The organism is Pseudoalteromonas sp. NGC95, assembly GCF_015864705.1.
In the GTDB taxonomy this organism is placed as follows: Bacteria; Pseudomonadota; Gammaproteobacteria; order Enterobacterales; family Alteromonadaceae; genus Pseudoalteromonas; species Pseudoalteromonas arctica.
Genome location: NZ_JADYWR010000018.1, coordinates 55,780 through 75,795, shown reverse-complemented (window position 1 = coordinate 75,795; position 20,016 = coordinate 55,780). Strand labels below are relative to the sequence as shown.

13 protein-coding genes are annotated in these 20,016 nt (G+C 37.0%); all 13 read right to left on the bottom strand.

Annotated features, from left to right (window positions below; genetic code table 11):
* Positions 1-330 precede the first annotated feature (330 nt).
* Positions 331-2,172 carry a DUF2357 domain-containing protein gene (locus tag I6E70_RS15675; protein ID WP_197189107.1) on the bottom strand — a complete coding sequence of 614 codons (1,842 nt, stop codon included), beginning with the start codon at positions 2,170-2,172 and terminating at the stop codon, positions 331-333.
* On the bottom strand, positions 2,172-4,592 hold the full coding sequence (locus I6E70_RS15670; protein ID WP_197189106.1) for an AAA family ATPase: 2,421 nt from the start codon (positions 4,590-4,592) through the stop codon (positions 2,172-2,174). Before I6E70_RS15670 ends, I6E70_RS15675 begins: the two co-directional genes overlap by 1 nt.
* Positions 4,592-6,094 (bottom strand): hypothetical protein, encoded by a 1,503-nt coding sequence (locus tag I6E70_RS15665; RefSeq protein WP_197189105.1) that lies wholly within the window; start codon positions 6,092-6,094, stop codon positions 4,592-4,594. The genes I6E70_RS15670 and I6E70_RS15665 overlap by 1 nt, the downstream gene beginning before the upstream one ends.
* On the bottom strand, positions 6,091-9,369 hold the full coding sequence (locus I6E70_RS15660) for a DEAD/DEAH box helicase (protein ID WP_197189104.1): 3,279 nt from the start codon (positions 9,367-9,369) through the stop codon (positions 6,091-6,093). The genes I6E70_RS15665 and I6E70_RS15660 overlap by 4 nt, the downstream gene beginning before the upstream one ends.
* A 4-nt stretch (positions 9,370-9,373) precedes the next feature.
* The gene (locus tag I6E70_RS15655; RefSeq protein ID WP_197189103.1) at positions 9,374-10,834 is read right to left on the bottom strand and encodes a serine/threonine protein kinase; all 1,461 of its coding nucleotides are present in this window, start codon (positions 10,832-10,834) and stop codon (positions 9,374-9,376) included.
* Positions 10,824-11,537, bottom strand: a complete 714-nt coding sequence (locus I6E70_RS15650) for a PP2C family serine/threonine-protein phosphatase (protein ID WP_197189102.1) — start codon at positions 11,535-11,537, stop codon at positions 10,824-10,826. Before I6E70_RS15650 ends, I6E70_RS15655 begins: the two co-directional genes overlap by 11 nt.
* The gene (locus I6E70_RS15645; protein ID WP_197189101.1) at positions 11,531-12,223 is read right to left on the bottom strand and encodes a vWA domain-containing protein; all 693 of its coding nucleotides are present in this window, start codon (positions 12,221-12,223) and stop codon (positions 11,531-11,533) included. The genes I6E70_RS15650 and I6E70_RS15645 overlap by 7 nt, the downstream gene beginning before the upstream one ends.
* A 45-nt stretch (positions 12,224-12,268) precedes the next feature.
* Complete coding sequence (locus I6E70_RS15640; RefSeq protein WP_197189100.1) at positions 12,269-12,604, bottom strand: hypothetical protein; 336 nt, start codon at positions 12,602-12,604, stop codon at positions 12,269-12,271.
* Between the two features lie 690 nt (positions 12,605-13,294).
* The gene (locus I6E70_RS15635) at positions 13,295-14,557 is read right to left on the bottom strand and encodes a DUF2130 domain-containing protein (RefSeq protein WP_197189099.1); all 1,263 of its coding nucleotides are present in this window, start codon (positions 14,555-14,557) and stop codon (positions 13,295-13,297) included.
* A gap of 176 nt (positions 14,558-14,733) precedes the next feature.
* Positions 14,734-15,750 carry a hypothetical protein gene (locus tag I6E70_RS15630; RefSeq protein WP_197189098.1) on the bottom strand — a complete coding sequence of 339 codons (1,017 nt, stop codon included), beginning with the start codon at positions 15,748-15,750 and terminating at the stop codon, positions 14,734-14,736.
* A gap of 26 nt (positions 15,751-15,776) precedes the next feature.
* Positions 15,777-17,105 (bottom strand): McrC family protein, encoded by a 1,329-nt coding sequence (locus I6E70_RS15625; RefSeq protein ID WP_197189097.1) that lies wholly within the window; start codon positions 17,103-17,105, stop codon positions 15,777-15,779.
* The gene (locus tag I6E70_RS15620) at positions 17,105-19,327 is read right to left on the bottom strand and encodes an AAA family ATPase (protein ID WP_197189096.1); all 2,223 of its coding nucleotides are present in this window, start codon (positions 19,325-19,327) and stop codon (positions 17,105-17,107) included. Before I6E70_RS15620 ends, I6E70_RS15625 begins: the two co-directional genes overlap by 1 nt.
* A gap of 132 nt (positions 19,328-19,459) precedes the next feature.
* Positions 19,460-20,014 (bottom strand): hypothetical protein, encoded by a 555-nt coding sequence (locus I6E70_RS15615; protein WP_197189095.1) that lies wholly within the window; start codon positions 20,012-20,014, stop codon positions 19,460-19,462.
* Positions 20,015-20,016: the final 2 nt, after the last annotated feature.

Sequence of the window (20,016 nt, the reverse complement as noted above, 5' to 3'; positions counted from 1 at the left end):
TATGCGGGTTGAAATCTCAAAGCCGCGATCTACAAGCTTGACTCTCAAGTCGTAAACTGAAGTACGCTGTGGCGCCAGCGGAATACAATCCAGAATTAAGTTATAGCGTTGAATTAACATTCCCCGCAAAAGCCTTACGAAACATTTACAACTACATCTAATATTTTTGGCAAAGTAGAATTTTGATTACCTACCACCTTGCCAATAATTAAATGTGTAAGTAAAGATAAGTGCTTTATTCACAAGAGCGGCTATATTTATTTCCAGCTAACTAAACACATGATTTCTTATTTGGAAATTTTCAAAGTCAAAATCATATCTATTGAATTATCATAATTTAATCTGCATTAGGTATCGACCATAATCTTCAAACTTATATGGGAAATCAGGCTCTGATAATTTAGCTGGTTTTATCACTAATACACTAGTCCCATCTGGTTGACGATTAACTTCCCACTTGTGGTTACATCCAGACTTTCTAATAGCAAAGCAGTTGTCATCTCTAGGGAGCCATTGGTTTGCATCAGCTTTTACACCGCAACAAGGGCAATACAATAGCTCTTCGAAACTTTCGGTAGCCTCAACAATAGCACCAACTGCTTGATCTAATGAAACATCTCTACTGTGTTCCTTCTTAAATTCTAATAGTTTAGGTTTAATAGCTAGACATGGCTTTATTATGGTGACGCTATTATTTTCAACCTTCCAATAGCCATCTGCATTCATTCTAATTAACATTTGCACGAGTGCTGATGGAGCTTTAGATACAGTGCTTCCAAGAGCTTGGAATACTTGGCTGGTTAACCACTTCGAAATCAATATAGCTAGCTGTTCTAATGAATAAAAATTAATTGGCGAAGTACAAAGATGATATTCACTCATTTCTGCAACATCACCTAAAGAAAGCAATACCCTTTGGTTGTTTTCTATCGCCACGGTGTTTGATAAGTCAATATTGTTGGTGAAGCATGGAACAAAGCACAAACTTTGTTTAGATGCTTTTAACACAATTTCAGAGGCAGCTGTTACCTCAAGGTAGATGGTCTGGTTTCCATTTCTTTTAAAGTAATTTGGTGTCAATTCATTAAAACCAAGTTCATGCAGCGTTCGTTTCACTAAGTCACAACAATACTGCGAATATGCAGCTGAAAGCTTCTTATTTCGTTGAAAAATTTGCTTGGGGTCGAGGTTATTAGATTGCTTAGTATCCAACCAACTGTTCCATAACCTTGCTACATGACGATAATGCTGGTCATGTGACAAAACGTTTGTCATATTTAATTTAAGTGATACATGAATCTTGTTGGCCAAAGAAAGATACAAGCCAGAATGTTGTAATATTCTCACTTTTTTTAACATTTTGGTTAGAAGTTCAAGTGTTGCTATACCGTGTACTGCGGCATCATCAGCCTGTTCATCATCGAAAAAACCTTCTCCCCACAAGGTAAATATACTGTCTCTCAACTCAAAATAAATACCTTCCGCATTTTGAAAGCTCACAGCTTGCTGAAATATTTCTTCTAACCTCTTAACTTCCAATATGCGCTTAACTAAATATTGCTCAATATTACCCAGTAGTTTCACATACACTCGGTTTTCATAAATGTTGAGCTGATCTTCACTTTCCAAAGCGAGAATTTGTTTAGGGATTACTCCTGTTAGTGTTCTGGTTTGCCAACACTCTGAATGTGAAGCCAGGTGAGCATTGGCAGAACTAGCTACTTTTTTAGCTCTGGATACAGGAACAAGGTGCTCTTCATAAATTAACTCCATTCTAGGCCGTCTGGCAATTTCTTGGAGATGCCCTTTTTTTAGGACATCAACTAGTAATTCCTCAAATTTAGTTAATTCAAAGCGAGCAAGTAATTTATCTGGTATAAGAAAAGAGCTATCTCTCCCCAAGTCAACCGCTTCTTGGTATGCGAGTATTGCACTTTCGATAATTTCTAATTCAGTCTCAAACTTTTCCGTCTTTTCATTATGAATAAATGAGCCTACCTGAGAGCTAATATGAAACTTTTCAGTTCCATCACTAATAAGAAAATCATCTGGGCGGATATTTGAATATCCATTAAAAATGCACGACTCCTGAGCCGCATATCTTCCAGACGTAATATTTTCAGGAAGCTGTTTTACTAACTTCCCGTTAAATCTGTCATACCAAGTAACCATCAAAGACTACTCTTTTTCTTCAATTCATTATTTAAGAGTTTCAAGCTCGCTTCAGGTTTAGAATTAAAACCTTGAGTACGCCAAAAGTCGTTTAATGCATCAATAAGGCTTAAAATATCTTCATGCTCAGTGTCATAACGGCCAGTCGCCTTACCAGCTCTTAACACCTTAGTTGATAACATATGATCTAAGGCGAACCCCAAATCACTACCACACTCAAGCATGACAGGTATAAATCTAACAAAATGCCGCTCTAGTCGATTACCCCAACTAACATTGAATTCTTCCTCTAATATCATTGACAGCTCAGAACTATCTAGTTCTTTTATAAGCTTAGTGACTTTAGAGCTATGTTTGTTAGCTGCCGCTTCAAAGGCTGCCTCTAGTGAATCAAAACTGTAAGTAACTAGCTCAAGATCTTTGTTGATTTCAAACGTATTCTTATGCCTTGGTAGCTCCATTACATGGGCACGGTCATAAGTTTTATCAGCGAACTCAAAGGTTGTTTCATCATGGTTAGCTGTGCCAATAAACCAGAGGTTTTCAGGTATTTTAATTTTTCTCCCATCAATTAACTTTTCTGGCCCATTAGGCTGTCCTGTTGTCATTAACGTAATAATACGGTCTTTCGGATCTAACTCTAAAGCTGATAAAAACTCTGCAAAATATTGTTCTGGTCTTGAAAGGTTCATTTCATCCAGTAAAACGATGTATGGGCGATCACTGTATGCCGGAGATTGTGCTTCATATAAAGCTTGCAAAGTTTCTTGTTCGTAAAACTTCTTCTCGAACGCATTAAAATGACCGATTAAATCTCCTTTATCACGCCAACCAGCTTGAACAGATATGGTTTTCACACCTCCACCAACAGCTCTTGCAAATGCTTTTGCTAAGCTTGTTTTACCGGTGCCGCTAATCCCTTGTAGGATATGTAAACGGCTCATAGAAAGGCCAGCAATGAATAGCCAAATATCTTCAAGACGATAGTACAATTCTTTCTGTTCATCAGCGTCCCAAGCAATACGATGTTGAAGATCTTTAGCAAAGTCTGTTAATGAAGGAACAGTCTCAGTTATCCCTTTTGCTCTTAGTTTGCTATCAAGCTCTAATAAAGCTGGGAATGCGGTTTTAGCTTGTTGCTTATTAACTAGATCATCAACATCGGTACTCAGTTGATCAACTGCTGCTTTTAACAATTGATTGTGTTTTTCTAAAGTCTGCTTCTGCTTTTGAACTTGCTCTAACTCTATAACTGACATTCTACTTTTCGTAAGCTGCACTTTATTTTGCTGTAGCTCTGCATGAGCATTGTTGTATTCTTGCTCTAATGCTTCGTAGATTTTTTTAAGCTCTTTGTAATTTTGCTCAAGCTGTTCACTAGGCTTCTCATCTAACTCTAAGCGAAGCTTATTTACAGTTTGTTTGTAATGATTAAGTTGTTCCAAAATCTCTTGCGGAGTATCGTCACCAAATTGTCTCTCTATATCTTTAAATGAACTCAACTTTGCAAGTAACTGCTTTTCACCCAGGTCATATTGAGCAATTTGCTTTTCAAGGTTTTCTTTCTGATTTTCCAGTGAAGATATTTGATAAGTAAATTCTTGTTCGATTTCACCTTTTAGTGAAGCTTTATAACTACTCGCTTCTTCATTAGTTAATTGTGCTTGCTTACGCTTTCTCTCAATTAGTGTTTTTTCTTGGTTTAATTGGAACTCTTTTTCGTCTAAAGCCAATTCTTTATAAGATAACTCTTGTAACTTTTCTTCAAGCAAGGCTTTTTCCGCTTCATTCAACGATTGTTTGGCTTTAGTTAGCTCATCAACTTCTTTTTCAAGGTTTAACTTTTTTTGTTCCAATGATTCTGTGAGCTTATTTTGCTTCTCTTCAAACGATTCAAGCATTTTCATATGTTTTGCTGCAAAACCACTTTCAGCATCAAGTTCTTGCTCTTTTAGCTCTTCGAGCTTGTTGGCAATTTCAGCCGTATCTTCTACATTCTTCTTTTTGTTCGCTAATAGCTCTTTAGATTGCTTATCTAATTCTTTTTTCTCTAACTCGATTTTCTTTTTAAGTTCTTCTACCGACTCTTCTAATTGCTTTGATCTTGATAAACTCTGTTTATTATCCGCTTCAATCTTCTTGCTTTGCTCTACTAGCTTTTTAAGTTCACCAACCAAATCTTGAATATCATTGCCGTAAGATTCTGATGCTTCTTTTTTTTGCTCTTCACTCGCTGCATCATGTGACGTTTTTGCTAGCTTGAGCTTTTCAGCCAAAGCGCCAAAAATTGAACCGTCATCACTTTCTGTTAGGTTGTCTACAGCAGCTAATGCACTACCTATTTTATCCACTGCTGAATTTGATGTATTTGTTACATTTGTCGCTACAGACTGCTTTCGTGCTTTGCTTCGTTTTGCCATTATTTACTTCCTAATATTCTTTCTAAAACTTTTAATAATTCATCTACTGAATTGAGGTGATTTATAACCTCTTCTTTTGTTAAAACTTCGCCACTGGCATGGCTCGCTTTATTGTTTCTGTCTTCAGCAAGCCTTATTGCCTCATCTAACCAGTTAGGCAGTTGCATTGATAATTGCTCCACAACTTTTGGAAACGTTAACAACATCGCGGCTAGCATAGGCTTTAATGATTGATTACCTCTTGTCATTGCTGACTGAACATTGCCCCCTCTGACGGTTGCTAACCTTTTCGCGGTATAGACACTAACGCCGCTAACACCTGAGTAAATTTGCTCAATAAGTCTTTTGTCATGTTGAAAAACAGGTCTATTACCGTTCCACCGCATTACTAAAACTTCCCAGTTATTATTGGCTGCATTAGGCTTCATTAAGGTTTTTAACCAAGCTTCGATGATTTTTTGCAACTCGCTCAACAACCCTTCCAAGATCTCTGGTCTAGGTGTTTGAAATTGTTCAGCCTGGTTTTTAAATCGCAGTGTTGCTAAGACATGCTTTTCTATCAGTGCATATTCTTGAACCCAGGGATAATTAGATAACAATTCTACTTTTGCTTGTTCTTCAAATAGTTTTTCTTGTTGCTTGTAATTGAGCGTATGTTCATCTTCAGCGATACCCATTACCTCATTAACTCTAGAAGCAAAGTGCCTATTTGATTCCAACAACTGTTCTGCAACATCATTTAGCTCTGGAAGAGTTTCCGTTAACCCAGTTGGATCAGATAAATACCACGAACGCTCACCAGAAATTGTTGAAAATAACTTAGCGTGGGTAAACGCTGCGATGGGTTCAGGCTCAATAAACTCAATTGAGTAGGTTACTTCTAGCGCATCGTCAGATATATAAAAGTCAGCTTGCTTCAACTGGTTCAAAACTCTGCGATAGGCTCTTAAGCTGGTGTTCATTTGGTCTGGCGTTGGCGCTTCTGGCTTAACAGTATTATTTATTAACAAAGGCTTTACTAGCTTCCCTGAGCCTTTACTTCGAACAAATTGAGGAAAACGCTCATTAAAATCCATACCTTCTATATGCGGTAATGTCGAAAGTACTCTCGGCATCAACTTTCCCGTTGTCGCATCTTGAAGTATGTAATAGCTTGTTTTCTCGTTTGTAGACTCTTCTACACCTAAAAGTAGCTTATTGGCCTTGTCTGTATGACTCCAACCATCAAGGTAATCTTCATTAGTTAACTCAGCTAATATGTGTCTGATAAGCTCTTTATCTAAATTGCTATATCGACACAGTTTTTCGTTGTCACGACACCCAGCTAATATAAGCTTTAGCACCAGCATCTGAAAAACATTCAAACTCGGCTTACTTTTAGGTGCAGCAACACGCCATAAATAAAACGGCCAAAAAATATCTTTTTGACTTTCGTAATGCGTTTTTTTAGTTTGCCTACTTTTTAAGTAGCAAACATCTTGAATATCTCTATGTGTAATCATGACTTGACCTCACAGAGTTCGTGAATAAATGCCCATACTTGTGGAATAGCTTTTTCGGCTGACTCACCAGAAAACATCGCTTTATCACCAACAACTTTAATCAAGCTCTTCGCTCGACTAAACGCAACGTTTAAACGGTTTGGTGTACGAATGAAGCCATATTTTTTTCGGTATGCATTCTCATCTGATGCCGAAAAATCATTTGAGCGAACCGTTGATAGAATCACCACATCAAACTCTTTCCCCTGAAAAGCATCAACAGAGCCAACTCGAATTTTTTCTTCTCCTTCTTCAGTGGTTTTAAAGCCAGGTAGATACTCCCAACCGTCTTTTGATTTTTGGCAAATACCTACTTGGGCAAGCTTATTTAAAATTAACTCTCGCTGTGCGGCAAAGAAGGTAATGACACCCACACTTAAATTAGGATTCTCTGCAAACAGCTCTTGCACTTCACTAACAACTTTTTGTGCTTCACAATCGCGTTGCCAACTAGTCCCTGAACGCTGTTCTTTGCCAGACAGTAATGGCAGGTCAATCCACTCGGCTACTTTACCTTTATACTTAGCAATGCCGAGATCGAAATCATCTTCGCTTAAGCCTGCTTCAAGTTTTGGCTCTCCTTCAGCTTCATAAAACGAACGACTAACAAACCCGCCGATATCTGGATGCATCCTAAACTGGGTATCCAGCATCACAGTTCGCTGAATTCCGTCTTTGGCTTGGCGAGCTTTTAATTGCTTGTATAATCGCTCAAAAAGACTCATTTTGATTGCTTTAGCTGTTTCTTGTTGCAAGTCACCAGCTTCAATCATTTCCTTTTCAATATCGGGTTCTAACATTTGAGGTAGCTGGAAGTGATCTCCAACCAGAACGATTCGCTTCGTTGCCAGCGCCATAGGAATAAATAAATCAAGCGGGTTTGCTCTGGCAGCTTCATCCACGATGACCGTATCGAAGGTAACGTCTCCACCAACTTCATCCAAAGAAGCGTTTATTTGCTCTTTATACTTTACAACCTGCTGACCCGCAGAGCGTTGACACGATGCACCAATTGACGTTGTGTAGTCTCTTACACTTTTTGCAAGGTAATTAGGTTGATACTTAATTATGTCTAAATACTCTTCAATAACATCAGGTATTCCTGCTGCACAATTCATTGCATGCTTAGAGATAACCTCATTCAATTGATGGAGCGTTGATATTTCATCTTTTGAAAGCTCAACTTGTAACGATTTAGGTCGGTAATCGGGTATTAAATTATCGAGTAACTTATTTTTTATTTCTCTGAGTTTTTCAAAGTCCTCAGCACTGAGAGTCAGCTTTTCGATAATTTCCTCGAGAACTTCTACTTTTTCTTCATAACGCCCCGTTCTACGTAAAGCCGTTAGACATTTGAATGACTGTTCATAACCATCATCGTCATACGATCTTTCAGTCGTTCGTAACCCTCTCACTTGGCTTAGTAACAGGGGGCTAGAAGTTGCCTTTTTTTCATCGACTTGAGTGTCAAACTGTTGCTCAAGTTTTGCTTTTAAGGACTGAGGAATATCAAAACCGTGGTTTATTCTAAGGTTATCAATATCCTCAAGAAGACTTTTTATCCGCTCGTGTTTTTGTTTTTTATCTACACGAGAAGCTAAAATCGTGGCTATATCCTTTCGAATGTTTTTGATAATTTTATAACTGCCGTCATTTTGAGCTAACTCATTCGCAACTTCAGTTAAATTACTTGTTTGTTTCTGGCTCCACTGCTCCAATAAATACGGAGCACGAGTATTGTCATCGGCTCTAATAGCCGGAATACCAAACGCCTCGGATCTAGCGATGACATTATCCACCGCATCATTTTGATAGCTGGTTAGTAATATTTGCCCCGTTAAATTACTCTTATGTTCTTCTGCCAATCTATTTTGAAGAGCACTAATAACTTGGGTTTTACCTGTACCTGGTGGGCCAAGAATTAGTGCTATATCGGGTGTATTTAAAGCGACATCTAAAGCTTCTATTTGTTTTTCAGTTGGCTTACCTTTAAATGATCTTCTCGCAGCAGCGGTTAACGGCTTCAATTTGTTTTTGGCTTGTTTTTGCCTAGAAATACTAAAGTCTTGATCTTCAATTAACAGACGTAGGTCTTTCATTGGATTCAAAAAGCCTGTAATAGAATCTCTTGCTTGCTCCCGTCGTTGCATCTGCACAATTGAGCCACTAATCGACAAATAAATAACTCCTTTTTCTTCAGGCTTTCCGTAAGAGTTTAAGTTGAGTGTTATGTACTGATTAGTGTGCCCCGAAAATTGAGCAGCAATACTCTCTACATTTTCATCCTTTTCCAGCCCTATATCACCAATATTATTCTCTAACCAGCTAGGCAATCGCTTGTTTATCTCTAACGTATGGTTAGGCTCTTCTCTTAAAATAGAGGCAAGCTGTTTAACTTTTTCAATATCTTTTTCTTGAAAGTAAAAATTCCACTTCACACCATCAACTGAGTCTTCTTTATCGATTTTGATATATCGAACAAAGCCTGCGTTATTGGCTAGCTCTACCGCTTTTTCTTTAACTTTTTGGTTATATTGATTCCATAAGTTTATGTATGTTGAGTTGTCTCGATTTAACTCCTCCAGTTTTTGCTTAATCAATGGATCATTGATTCGAGCAACTGCGGTATAGTCAACAAACGATAATTCACTATCTATCGAACTTAGATCGAACTTAACCTTTCGGCGCAATTTCTTAATCGATTTCGCCCACATCCTTTGCTCTGGAGTATATTGCACTTCAAGCAAGCTAGTTTTACCTACAATCGTTAACCCTCTCTTCTCAGCAATGCTTGCACTACTGATCGCAGTTAACACTTTCGATTGGTTATTAACTTGGAGTAAAAACTCGCTTCTTAGCCACTCTGTAACGCTATCAATGTCTTTGTATTTTAGCTTTGCGAGTTTAGCAACTTGCTCAATAGTGTTTTCATCTACAGAAACTTGTAGATCGTGAAAATCTAAATTATTTGGTAAACAGGGGATTGCTTGAATAAGCACCTTATTTTCTTGTTTAGAAATCGGTATCCAAATAAAGTGCTCAATGTCACCATAGCTATCAAATACTTCAGCGTTAGTAACCGGTGCCAAAAGATCATTTTGTTTAATAAACAGTTCGTTGTGAATAATGTGAAAAGAGATATCTTGTTCACAGTCGAGGGCAGAAATAGCCCCCTCCTCTATAGCAACTTCAATGATCTTTTCTTGAGTCAAATGCTTTAGATCTTGTGCATTCATCAGCTTACCACCTCAACCTGAACAGGTTAACTATTTGCGGCTCAGGGGCCTCGACGATTGGCTTAATAAGTAGCCATTGATTAGCTCTTGTCGAAGCCGATATTGGTGTTTTCGAGTTGAAGGTTTGAAGTTTGTTTTTACCCATCCCCATCTCAAAAGATTTAGCACCTATTGGCGTAATCTCTAAACCCTCTTTGGTAAAGCGTATCGACAGTAGCTCTTGTGATTCAGACCAGTACATAGAACCAGGGCAAGAGTTTTTGAGTACAATGGTTTCGCCAATATTAAGCGTTTGGTGATACCCCGTATCAACGTATGTGTCGTAAATCGTTGTGTTCGGTAGCTCTAGAATTGATAAATCTTGGAGGTTATTACGAATATACAAGACCTGGCTGTTGTTCATTGAGGAGCCACAGAAAGGACACTCTAAATGGCCGTCACTCACCAAGAAATTAAAAGAAGCATTACATTCGTTGTTTTGGCACTTTACTAGCATATGCGCCAGCTGTTCAAAGACTTCCGCCCATTCACTTAAATTCGGTCTGGCTAGCGGATCGTTTTTACCCGCGTTAAAGCATTGCTCAAATAAATTAGAAAGAGGCTTTAGCGCAACCAGCTCTAATGGAATGCCTTTGGGGTAATCTTCATCTAGCGCATTTGCATGATCAGTTGGGTGGTATATCCAAGGTAACTCACCCGCAAATGCTCGCTCTTCGTCTTCAGGTGTACCATTTTCAACAGCTTCACCAATAAATGGATGGTTAGTTGTTAATAGCTTCATTGCGACGATTGCAAAGCTCCATGCATCCGTTAGCGAGGAAACAAAGCTGTCGCCATTAACAACTTCTGGTGCACCAAAACCTGGGCTAAAAATGCGGCTAGGCTTGCCTTCATCAACCAAAGAGTCAAAACTTTCTCGTTGATTGACACAAATGTTGTCACAGTCTATCAACCACACTTCAGAGTAATCAGGGTTTTCTGAAACAAAAATATTAGCCGGAGATAGGTCTCCGTATGCTAAACCTCTTGCATGAAGATCTGACAGTGTTCTGGCAAGCTTTGCCAAAATAGTCATTCGACGTTTTAAGCCACCTGTTAATAAGTAATGCTCTGGTGAACCCTCCGCTGCAATTAACTCTTCAGTTTCATTCATTAGCGATTCTAGAGGAATTAATCCATCCATCAGCTCCATTGCATAACCAAAGTTATTCCCTTTCATGGCAATGCGCGAGAATGGCTTAGCAATGTTTAATTGCTCTAAAGGTTGCCTCATTAACCAATGAACATGCTCAAGCCAATTTCTTTTTTTATCTTTATCTCGCTGCGTGCTCATTTTAACCAGCACGTTATCAACCTGAGTTGTACAAACAGCTCCCTGACCACCTTGTCCAATCTTTTTTACTAACTCGAACTCTTGACCAAAGGTATCGGTAACCATGCGCTTTCTTGTTTGTTCAGTTGTCATTTTTTATAACCCTTGAATTCAAAACCAATAGGGCGAGGGTTTTATCATCCGTGTGATTCGGTGTACCCCAATTCCTAAATTCGTTTTTTAACCAAGCCTTAGCTTGTCTAATACTCTTGCCCTTAGTGCTTTCAACAATCGAATTTGCAAAGTCCAGCTCCATGCCTTGGTGCAGATCTTCACTAATGCCGTCGGTCATAAGCGCAATCACATCACCAACACTCAATTGCTGCTGCGTTACCTGCCAGTCTGAAAACTGTTTAGATTTACCTAAGCCAGTAGTGATGTTGCCAAAATCATTTGTATTCGAATGCTCTATTGTCTGTTGCGATGTTAAAATTAAACCGTCACCTAACTGAAACGTTCTTAGTTCTCCGCTATCAGAAACCCAAACAATCAAACACGTTGTCACTGCATCGCTGGCTTTAATATCGCCAAGCGAGTTCAACCACTTTTGATAAACTCGCTTGATAAACGCTTTACTTTCAATGCTGAAATCAACCTTCTTAATCACGTCAAAGGCAGCTCGACATGCTTGTTTTGATCCCAAACCTGAATGAGGCTTAGACCCCATGCCATCACAAACAACAGCGAGCCAACCACTTGGCACCCTTTTTACTAGTACTGAATCTTGATTGGGCTGACTATTTAATAAATGACCAGGCCCTATGACAGAAACACTTAGGTGACGAATATTTACCATTTGCCTTCTAAATCTAAGCCTAAATCGTCGTCATCATTCTCTAACTCATCAAAGTTAATCGGTGCAAGTTCGTTAGGGGTTCTACTCTGAGAGCGTGCTGTTACGCTCATGGTGACAGCCCTAAAGAAACGATGAATATCTCTGGCTTCATTGGCTTTAAATACTGGCGCTTCTAAGTCATTGTTAAATGCCTCAAGAACATCGATATTAGCTTCAGCTCCTATTGCCATTGCAAAACGACTGGCTTTTTGACCGCGTTCACTTGTTGTTAAACGTTCTAAACCTGCCTGCCAAGCGTCAGTTGGAATACCGTCAGAAAGCAGAATTAATACGGGGCGATAGTCGCGAGATGTGATCAGTTCTTTATTTTCAAGCACCTCGGTTGCTAATTCAAACGCATGACCCATTGGTGTGCGGCCAATAGCTTCTAATGGCTGCATAGCTTCTATTTCTGATGCTTTAGCAAGTGGTAGATGCATTTCAGCCTTATCACCACCAAAGGTAATTAAGCCCACTTGAATTTCGGCTTGTCGTGCTGATTCTTGTCTAAATGTAGAAACCATGCTCTGAACGGCTTCATTAAGCGCAGCGATCTTTCCGTCTACCGACATACTGCCACTGGTGTCAGCTAAAATGATTACTGGTAGTGCCCTTGCTTTTGCTACCGCGAATTTTTTTAAACTCATCTTCTATCCTTATTTTTGATTAAATCTGTGTCAATCAAACTTCAATTAATGTAAATGTTTATGATTATGCTTATATGGACGAACTTTTCTTAAGTCCTTGTTACGGAAGGTAGTTAACACAGTCCCTTTTGATGACATAACAAGTTGAATTCCATTCATATTTTTTAACTCTGGCTCTATAGAACCATACTTTTCAATCTCTTTATTTCCAATCACACGATAAACGGCTCGTCTTGCATGTATCACTCGACCATATTTATAAGCTAGCATTACCTGCTTTTTAGATATCCCTTTTTGTCCCTCTCTAACCAGAGCGTGTTTACTATTGGTTACTTCAGGTAATACAAAAAATCGATCATCCTCTGTGACAATAAAAGCCATAGCGTTTTCCTCATATGATTAGATAACCATATAAAGCGAAAACCGTTCCAAGTATAAAAACCTATAAAAACAATAGGTTAATTGTTTTTTAAATCGTAGCGTATAAAACAAATTACATTTTGGTAATTTTTATTACCTTAATGTAATTTGAGTAAAAGAGTTTGATAACGATCATATATTCATATACAAAACTGTTTTCCAATCAAACACGTTTACGCCCCGTATATTTGAGATAGTCGGTTATTAACATCTTTAAAGTTAAAAATATTCATTAGCATTTTAAATATGCTCTCTTCGATGCAAACTACTAGCTTATTCTCAGTTACTGAGTCTAAATTACGAGAAGAAAGAAACTGAGAAAGCCATTGAGATGGAGTTAAAAAATCATTTTGCACAGGGGATTCCCTCATCAATTGATGCATTAGCTTTATATAAAGCTACGGGTAGAAGGATGATTGGCTCGTTTGATATTTTTATTATCCGAGCAGAGCTATAAATAGAGGGGTAACGCTGGGGTATTATCACTGCAATTCCTTTTTACTGCTTCCCGACCTTGGGATAGTTATATACTACTAGCGTTAATCTACCATTCATTTTACTCAAATCAAGTGGTTAAGTGATTATTTAGATAAATCACTTATTTTAGAGACCAGTTAAGAGCAAAACATGCTCTCGACTGGTCTTGGTCCATTACTCTAGAGCAGCTATCTCATCCAACATTGGCATTCCGCCATGCGAGAGGCCCTGCAGCTCACCACAAATTGACATCATTTGCGCTGTGATACCTGTAATTTGCCTTTCACGCTTTTTCCAGATCCTTTGCATTGCGTTTCTTTCTTTATCAAGTTCAACTTTCATTTGTTCTTGATGATCTACAACAGCTTTTAAACGATGAACAAATTGAGGACTGCATATGTAATCATAAATAGCTTCCATTTGTTCATTTTTACCCGCACTAACCGTCTTTTGGCGCTGTGACTCTAAAAGTACGATTCTAAGCGCCTCACTAAGCCCTTTTGCTAAAGCAGGTTTAACTAACCAAACTCCATCAACCATTAACATAGGTTCATTTGTATTTGCAGGAAAAACGGTTGTTACTAGCACTCCAATATCACCAGCAGCATTTTGTACATCTATTTTAAGTTTGCTGACCCAGGCGTTTGACCAATTTTCAGCTCGCTTTGTTTCCCAAACTATTTTTCCGCATACAGTACCCGAGCGCATGCAAACCGTTTGTATAACATCTGCGCCTTTAGCTCCTTTTTTTACAGGTTCAATAAAATCTACTGGGTATAACTGAGCCAATGTAGTCTCTAGCTCAAGCTCTAAAACTTCACCTTGTAACTGTTGTGACCCTTGCTCTAGCTTGCGCTTAAGGTCGTTATTAGCTTTGGAAGCATCATCAATTTTTTTACGGTACTCAGCTTCTATCAATTTGAACTCATTTGCAGCATCATCACGAAGTAACTGCTTTTGCTCTTCAACTTTACGTGCTAATTCAAGCTCAAAGTTTTTTTGTTTATCTTCAAGCTCTGTTTTAGCTTTTCTGAGTTTAAGCTCTTCGTTTCTAAATTGATCTAATTGCTCATCTTTAGATTTAATAGACTCTTCTAGGCTTTGTTGTTCTAAACTGACAGCCTCTCTCACGCGCTGCTCTACTTTTGCTTTTTCAGATTCAATCTTAGCATTTAGTATTTCTGCACTTTGCTTACTATCTTCTAATTGCTCTTTTAATTGGGTTAATTGCTGCTGAAATATTTTTGACGCTGATTTTTCTGCCTCTTTTGTGGCTTGGGCTTTAAAGGAAGTTAATTGCTGGTTGAGTAGTTGCTCATACTCGTTTTCATGTTGCTCAATTAAATGCTTTGCTATCGCATCTTTTACATGAAAATCAGTATCACAATGAGGACAGGTTATTAAATCGTTTGCATTAAGGATAATTTTAGAAGTCATGGCTAAGCCTTGTAATAGTTAAATACAAATAAACTATTACAAGCTTAATGCCAAAGTATAAGGCACTGTTTTATAATGACTTAAATATACAATCACATTGTAAAATGGTAATTAAATTACTTTTATGTGAATAAAATTACCATCAAATGAGCTATAGATATAAATTTATTTATTCGTTATGCCCTTTCGTAAATTTGTGTTCTGCTTAAAGTTTGAACGGCTTGATAAAGAGCCATATTAAACACACTTAACTCGCCAATTTCCCCAGGACCGATATCTGCACTATAAATTGAGAGTGAATTTTTAAAATCAATTAAATTCACTTCAATCTTATTATCAACTACAACCTGAATATATTGGCTTTTATTCACTTCGTTTATACATTTGAGAAACTCACTAGAATCCACCTCAAATCGCACACCTAAATACCTACATAGTTCAAATGTGTGCCTGCCTTCAATAACTATATCGTTATTTAATACTGCATCTATAAAGTCTGGTGCTAACTTATTAAGGGGTTCAAGTGCATGCTGATGATTTTTAACTAAGCTAAAAAATACATCACGGAGACAGAGCAAATGCTGGTACACATAAGCCGACATTTTCACCTGACTTTGAAAAGGTCGCTTAAACATTGCTTGAATGTTTATTTCTTCTGTTAACTCAACGCCTGAATTTAGCTCTAATACTAATTCATGCTTAGCATTTTGCTGTCTAACTTTAACTGCTCTGACGTAAGGCCTAACAAAAGTAAAATTAAGTTCAATAAACTCCTCTGTAATGTCTATTTCTATAAACTTTTTATCATTACTAATAATTGACGCTATATCTAAGCTCTTAAAAAAATCAGCTTCAGATTTAACGTCTATAAGTTTACTTTCTAATTGATGTATTTTGCTTTGTTGATCTTCAAATCTAACTGTTAGTTGACTGATAACATCTTTTAAACTTAGCTCATTAATTAATGTTTTAGCATAAACTTTATCTTTATTATCAAGTAAATCTATTAACCAAGGCTCATTGCTTTGAAGTAATGTATTGTTAGCAACGTTACCAAATTTATTTAATATGCTTAGGTTTCTGACTGTTGGGTTATTTTTGTAATTCCAATATAAAGTTCCCACATTGCTGCAACCAACGTTATCTAAGTCATGTACTCTCAACTCTTTGATCATTTCTTCTATTGGTTGCATCGATTGCTCCACTCGCAACGTTAATATTAAATAAAACCGATATTTAAACAGCTCAAATCTATTCTTTTTTCACACTTAGCTTGTATATCAAAAGGCACAACCCACAGCTTCAATTTTCCGTCTTTGTAATTAAAACTATGCTCAAACGGGTTTTCAAGCGCTTTTGTTTTAGGATAAATAAGAACTAAATCTCCTTTACCATTTAAGTAAGTATGACCATAGCCAAGCATCTGATAGAAATCGGCCTGAGAAAGCCCAAACTTGTCTTTTCGTATAGAGTTTTTCTCGTTTATTAATTTCCATTTTGTATCAAGCACAATGTCATTATTTTTATCAATATCACCTTTGTGTGAAATATATAAATCCGGTTTTAGTAAAAAATAAGGCGTATTTCCATAATCAACTAAAGACTTACTGCTCACCTGGGCAGATACCTCACCCAAACCTATAATATGCTTTTTTAAATACTGAGCTACATAACTTTCAAACACCGCTTCCATAGGAAACAACAACGAAAATGCATTGCTCTTGCCCTGCAAAGTTAACGGAGAAAACCCATCAATAATTAGCTTTGTCCACGCCAGTGGGGCTTCGTAATACTTCATTCCTCTATCTAGCTTAACGCTGGCAAAGTCATTTTTTACATTATTACTTAGTGGTATGTCTGCAAAAGCAAATAACAGCTCTTGCAGTAGTTTTTGGTTATTAGCACTGCGGCTATAGCCTTTCACCTTTACAAGTGCGGTGTGTATTAATCGATTAACCGGCCTGTCTTGTAAATACTCTTCGTACTCAACATAAAACTTATGTTTATTAATAAAGTTATGCTTAACTTGTTTACCTACCAAAAGCTTACCTTTTAAAAAGGCAACGTTATCTTCTTTTAGTACATAGTCACTTTTAAGCCCGCGCTTTATTAAGGTATTTACAGAGGCTAAAAACTGGCTAATAAAAACCTCTAGTAAAGGTATTTTATTTTCAGCTAAATTAGCGTTATTAGTTTGTAAGTGCCTAAACTGCTTAAGTGATTTAAGCATCATGAGTAATGACGCGCGCGAGGCGCTGTCATCACTATTTTTAGCTACTTTAGGCAATACTTCTATTTGAGTTCCATCGGGAGTAAAAATCACACCAGCATAGTTTTTAACTTGTAATACTTCACAGTTATCAACTTGCTTTAAGCGCATAAATCGGCTTTCTGATTCATCACATAAACATAATTTTTTTAAATAGTTATATGCTTCTCCAGAAATAGGTTTTATCTGGAGCGATGCTTTTACTTTGTCACTTTCATCATCACCATTACCTAAATAGCCAAACTCAAAAACAGTAGTTTGCTTTTTTACTGCTAGCATTATGAATTGCTCGTTTCAGACTCTATACCTGTAACGGTCTGCTCAGCCAAATTAGGTTCTTTATCTGAATTAGCCGATTTGTCTTGTTTTTCTAATACCGACGCATCATAAATGGCTTGATAAGCCAATGCCTGGTGCCATGCTCCACTTTCGTCATTAAAGTCAGTTAGTTTGTAGGTAGTCTTTTTATCGTCGTAGGTTTCTAAACCATGTGCTTCACCGAAAATATCATTGTATGAAGCAGTATGCTGTTGAATAAATACAAACTGGCTCTGCGCATCGGTCTTTTTGCGGTTATCCCCCAGAACTAAACGTATTTTGTTCCAATCTTCAAAAAAGTATTCTTCTAATAATGGGATAATTTTATTTTTAAATATACGCTGAAGCTCACTAAAAGCTTTAACGTCACTATTTTCCTCACCGCTATTCAATGCATCTAGTACTGGCATAAAGAACGCATGTCCTAAGGTATGCTCACGATCATAAAGTACTTCAATTCGTTCATTCATTGTTAAAAGCAGCTTAGATAGATTCAACTTAACACCGTCAATATCTATGCAATATGGCATACCGCTTTCATCATTTAAGACACGGCAGTCAGGCATCATTTCTATAAAATCAAAACGACGTCGCAATGCAGTATCCATCATCGCTAACGACCTATCTGCCGTATTCATAGTGCCAATAATATAAAGGTTATTAGGGATTGAAAATGGGTTTCCTGAATGAGGTAAAGTTACTTTTAAAGTTTCTAGATTATCTTTTCCGGCTCGCTTAGATGGTTCAATAAGCGTAATAAGTTCACCAAATATTTTTGAAATATTACCTCGATTAATCTCATCAATAATTAAAACATAATTATCTTTAGTCTCTGGAACTGATTTCTGGCCAAATGATATTTCATTTTTTTCCATAAGTTGAAAAAAGTCAGCCTCTGTAAACCTATCAAGCTCATAAACCGTTTTTTGAACTAGGTTGGTATTACCATTTAAAGAATAAATATCAAGGTCAAGATCCGTTTTCAACCATTCAACAGGTAGAGTATGGCGAAAGTCATTTCTATCTAAAATCCCTTGTTCTTTATATTCGTAATCCCCCTTAACAACACCAACAGCCTTAATAGTCTTCGCGCTACTTATACATAATAATAAGTCACCTTCATTAATTGCAGAACAAAACTGAGTAATAGTATTTTTATTTTGGCTAGTTAGCCCTTCAAAGTAAGCATTTTCTTCAGGAGAGCGCTCATCTTGTGCCATATCACCGGTATGCCCCCAACCAATTGCAGCCACTTTATTTTCAAAACAATAGCTTTTAATCGCACCAGGTTTTACACCATCAATAGATATCTTCCAAATTTTTGGATTTGCATTCAGTTCGAGGCTTTTCTTAATATTTGTGTTAGCAGCATCATCACTGATTTTTTTAAATACACCTGGTAGAACTTTATATTCTATTTGCTTTTCTTCATTTGTAAGAGCACGCAACCCCTCTACAAACTCTTCATAACCATAACTTTGGTGGAATGTTACAAAACGAATACGATCATCATCTACCAGAGATTTGTAGAGCTTTATGAGCTCTTCTCTTTGTGATTTTGCTGTACTCAATGCAGGGTTTCTTTTTAGCGCTTCGTATTTCTCTGGCTCAGCGGCTCTTACTGAGGCTTCAATTGTATGATAAGTCTTACCTGTTCCTGGAGGGCCATATAGGATTTGGTTTAGAGGGGATGCAGATACCTCACATTCACTTCTATAATTTATAGTATCTTGTTCTGTAGTATCTTGTTCTGTAGTATCTTGTTCTGTAGTTTCTTCATCTTGAGAGTAATCTATAGGATTTCTTTGACCCCCATCCATTTCACTATTTAATTGCTCTTTTATATTGTCTAAAAATGGGGAAAGTTTTTCTATTGAAGTTAGCTCTATCCTTTTTTTTTCTTTAAAAAACTTACTATTAAGAGATACTCTTACAGCATCGGAAAAAAAACTTACCGTAATACGAGGTATACCTTGTTTTAAACTTAAATCTTTTACACCAAACCTAAAATAACGTTTTTTTTCTTTGGTATTATGCGTGGTATAGCAATCACACTGTGGGAAATACTGACGAATTAAACTATAAACCTCAGTAAACAGTCTTTGTTGCTTACTGCTTCGAGATTCTAAAAACACCGTATTTCTTTCATCCATATAAGTAATTAAAAACTCTTCAAATTCCATTTTTTATCCTTTTATTTTGCGTGAGCTGTACAAAAAAAACACCTTTGCAAATAAATAGCGATGCATGTAATACATCGCTATTTTTATAATTTACATTCTATAAGGTACTCTCAAACGATTAATTATAACGTTTCAAATTCTAAAGTTTAATTGACTATCCAGTTCACATAAGTATTCAACATAACACTCTTCTATTTTAATTAATTTTGCTATATCAAACTCTTTAGTATTACCGGTGCCATATAGTGCGTCGTCCTCATCTTCAGGGTCTATTCCATGTTCAACTTCATTACATAATTGCTCATAGAGGTCTTTTCTATTAACGTATGGTGATTCACTACAATGAGTTGCAACAGTACTGATTAGGTCTGGATGTTCCTCATCAAAATTATCACGTTCTAAATTTTCTGGAAATTCAACTAAAGAATCGTAATAGTGTTCTAACTCCTCAGCTAGCATATCAAACTCATTCGTATCAAAAATATAATCCTTAAACCCGCCGTCATAAGCTATATGCAACTCTTTATAATCCTCTAACTTGCCTAATAAGCTCTGTAAACATGAAACCATAACGGCTTCATCAACTAGCGCTTGTGTATAATCAATTCCTTGCTTTTCATAATCCGCTTTAATTTCTTGCTCAATTTCTTTTTTATTTATATTTAATTCATTTTCTATGAACGACATAT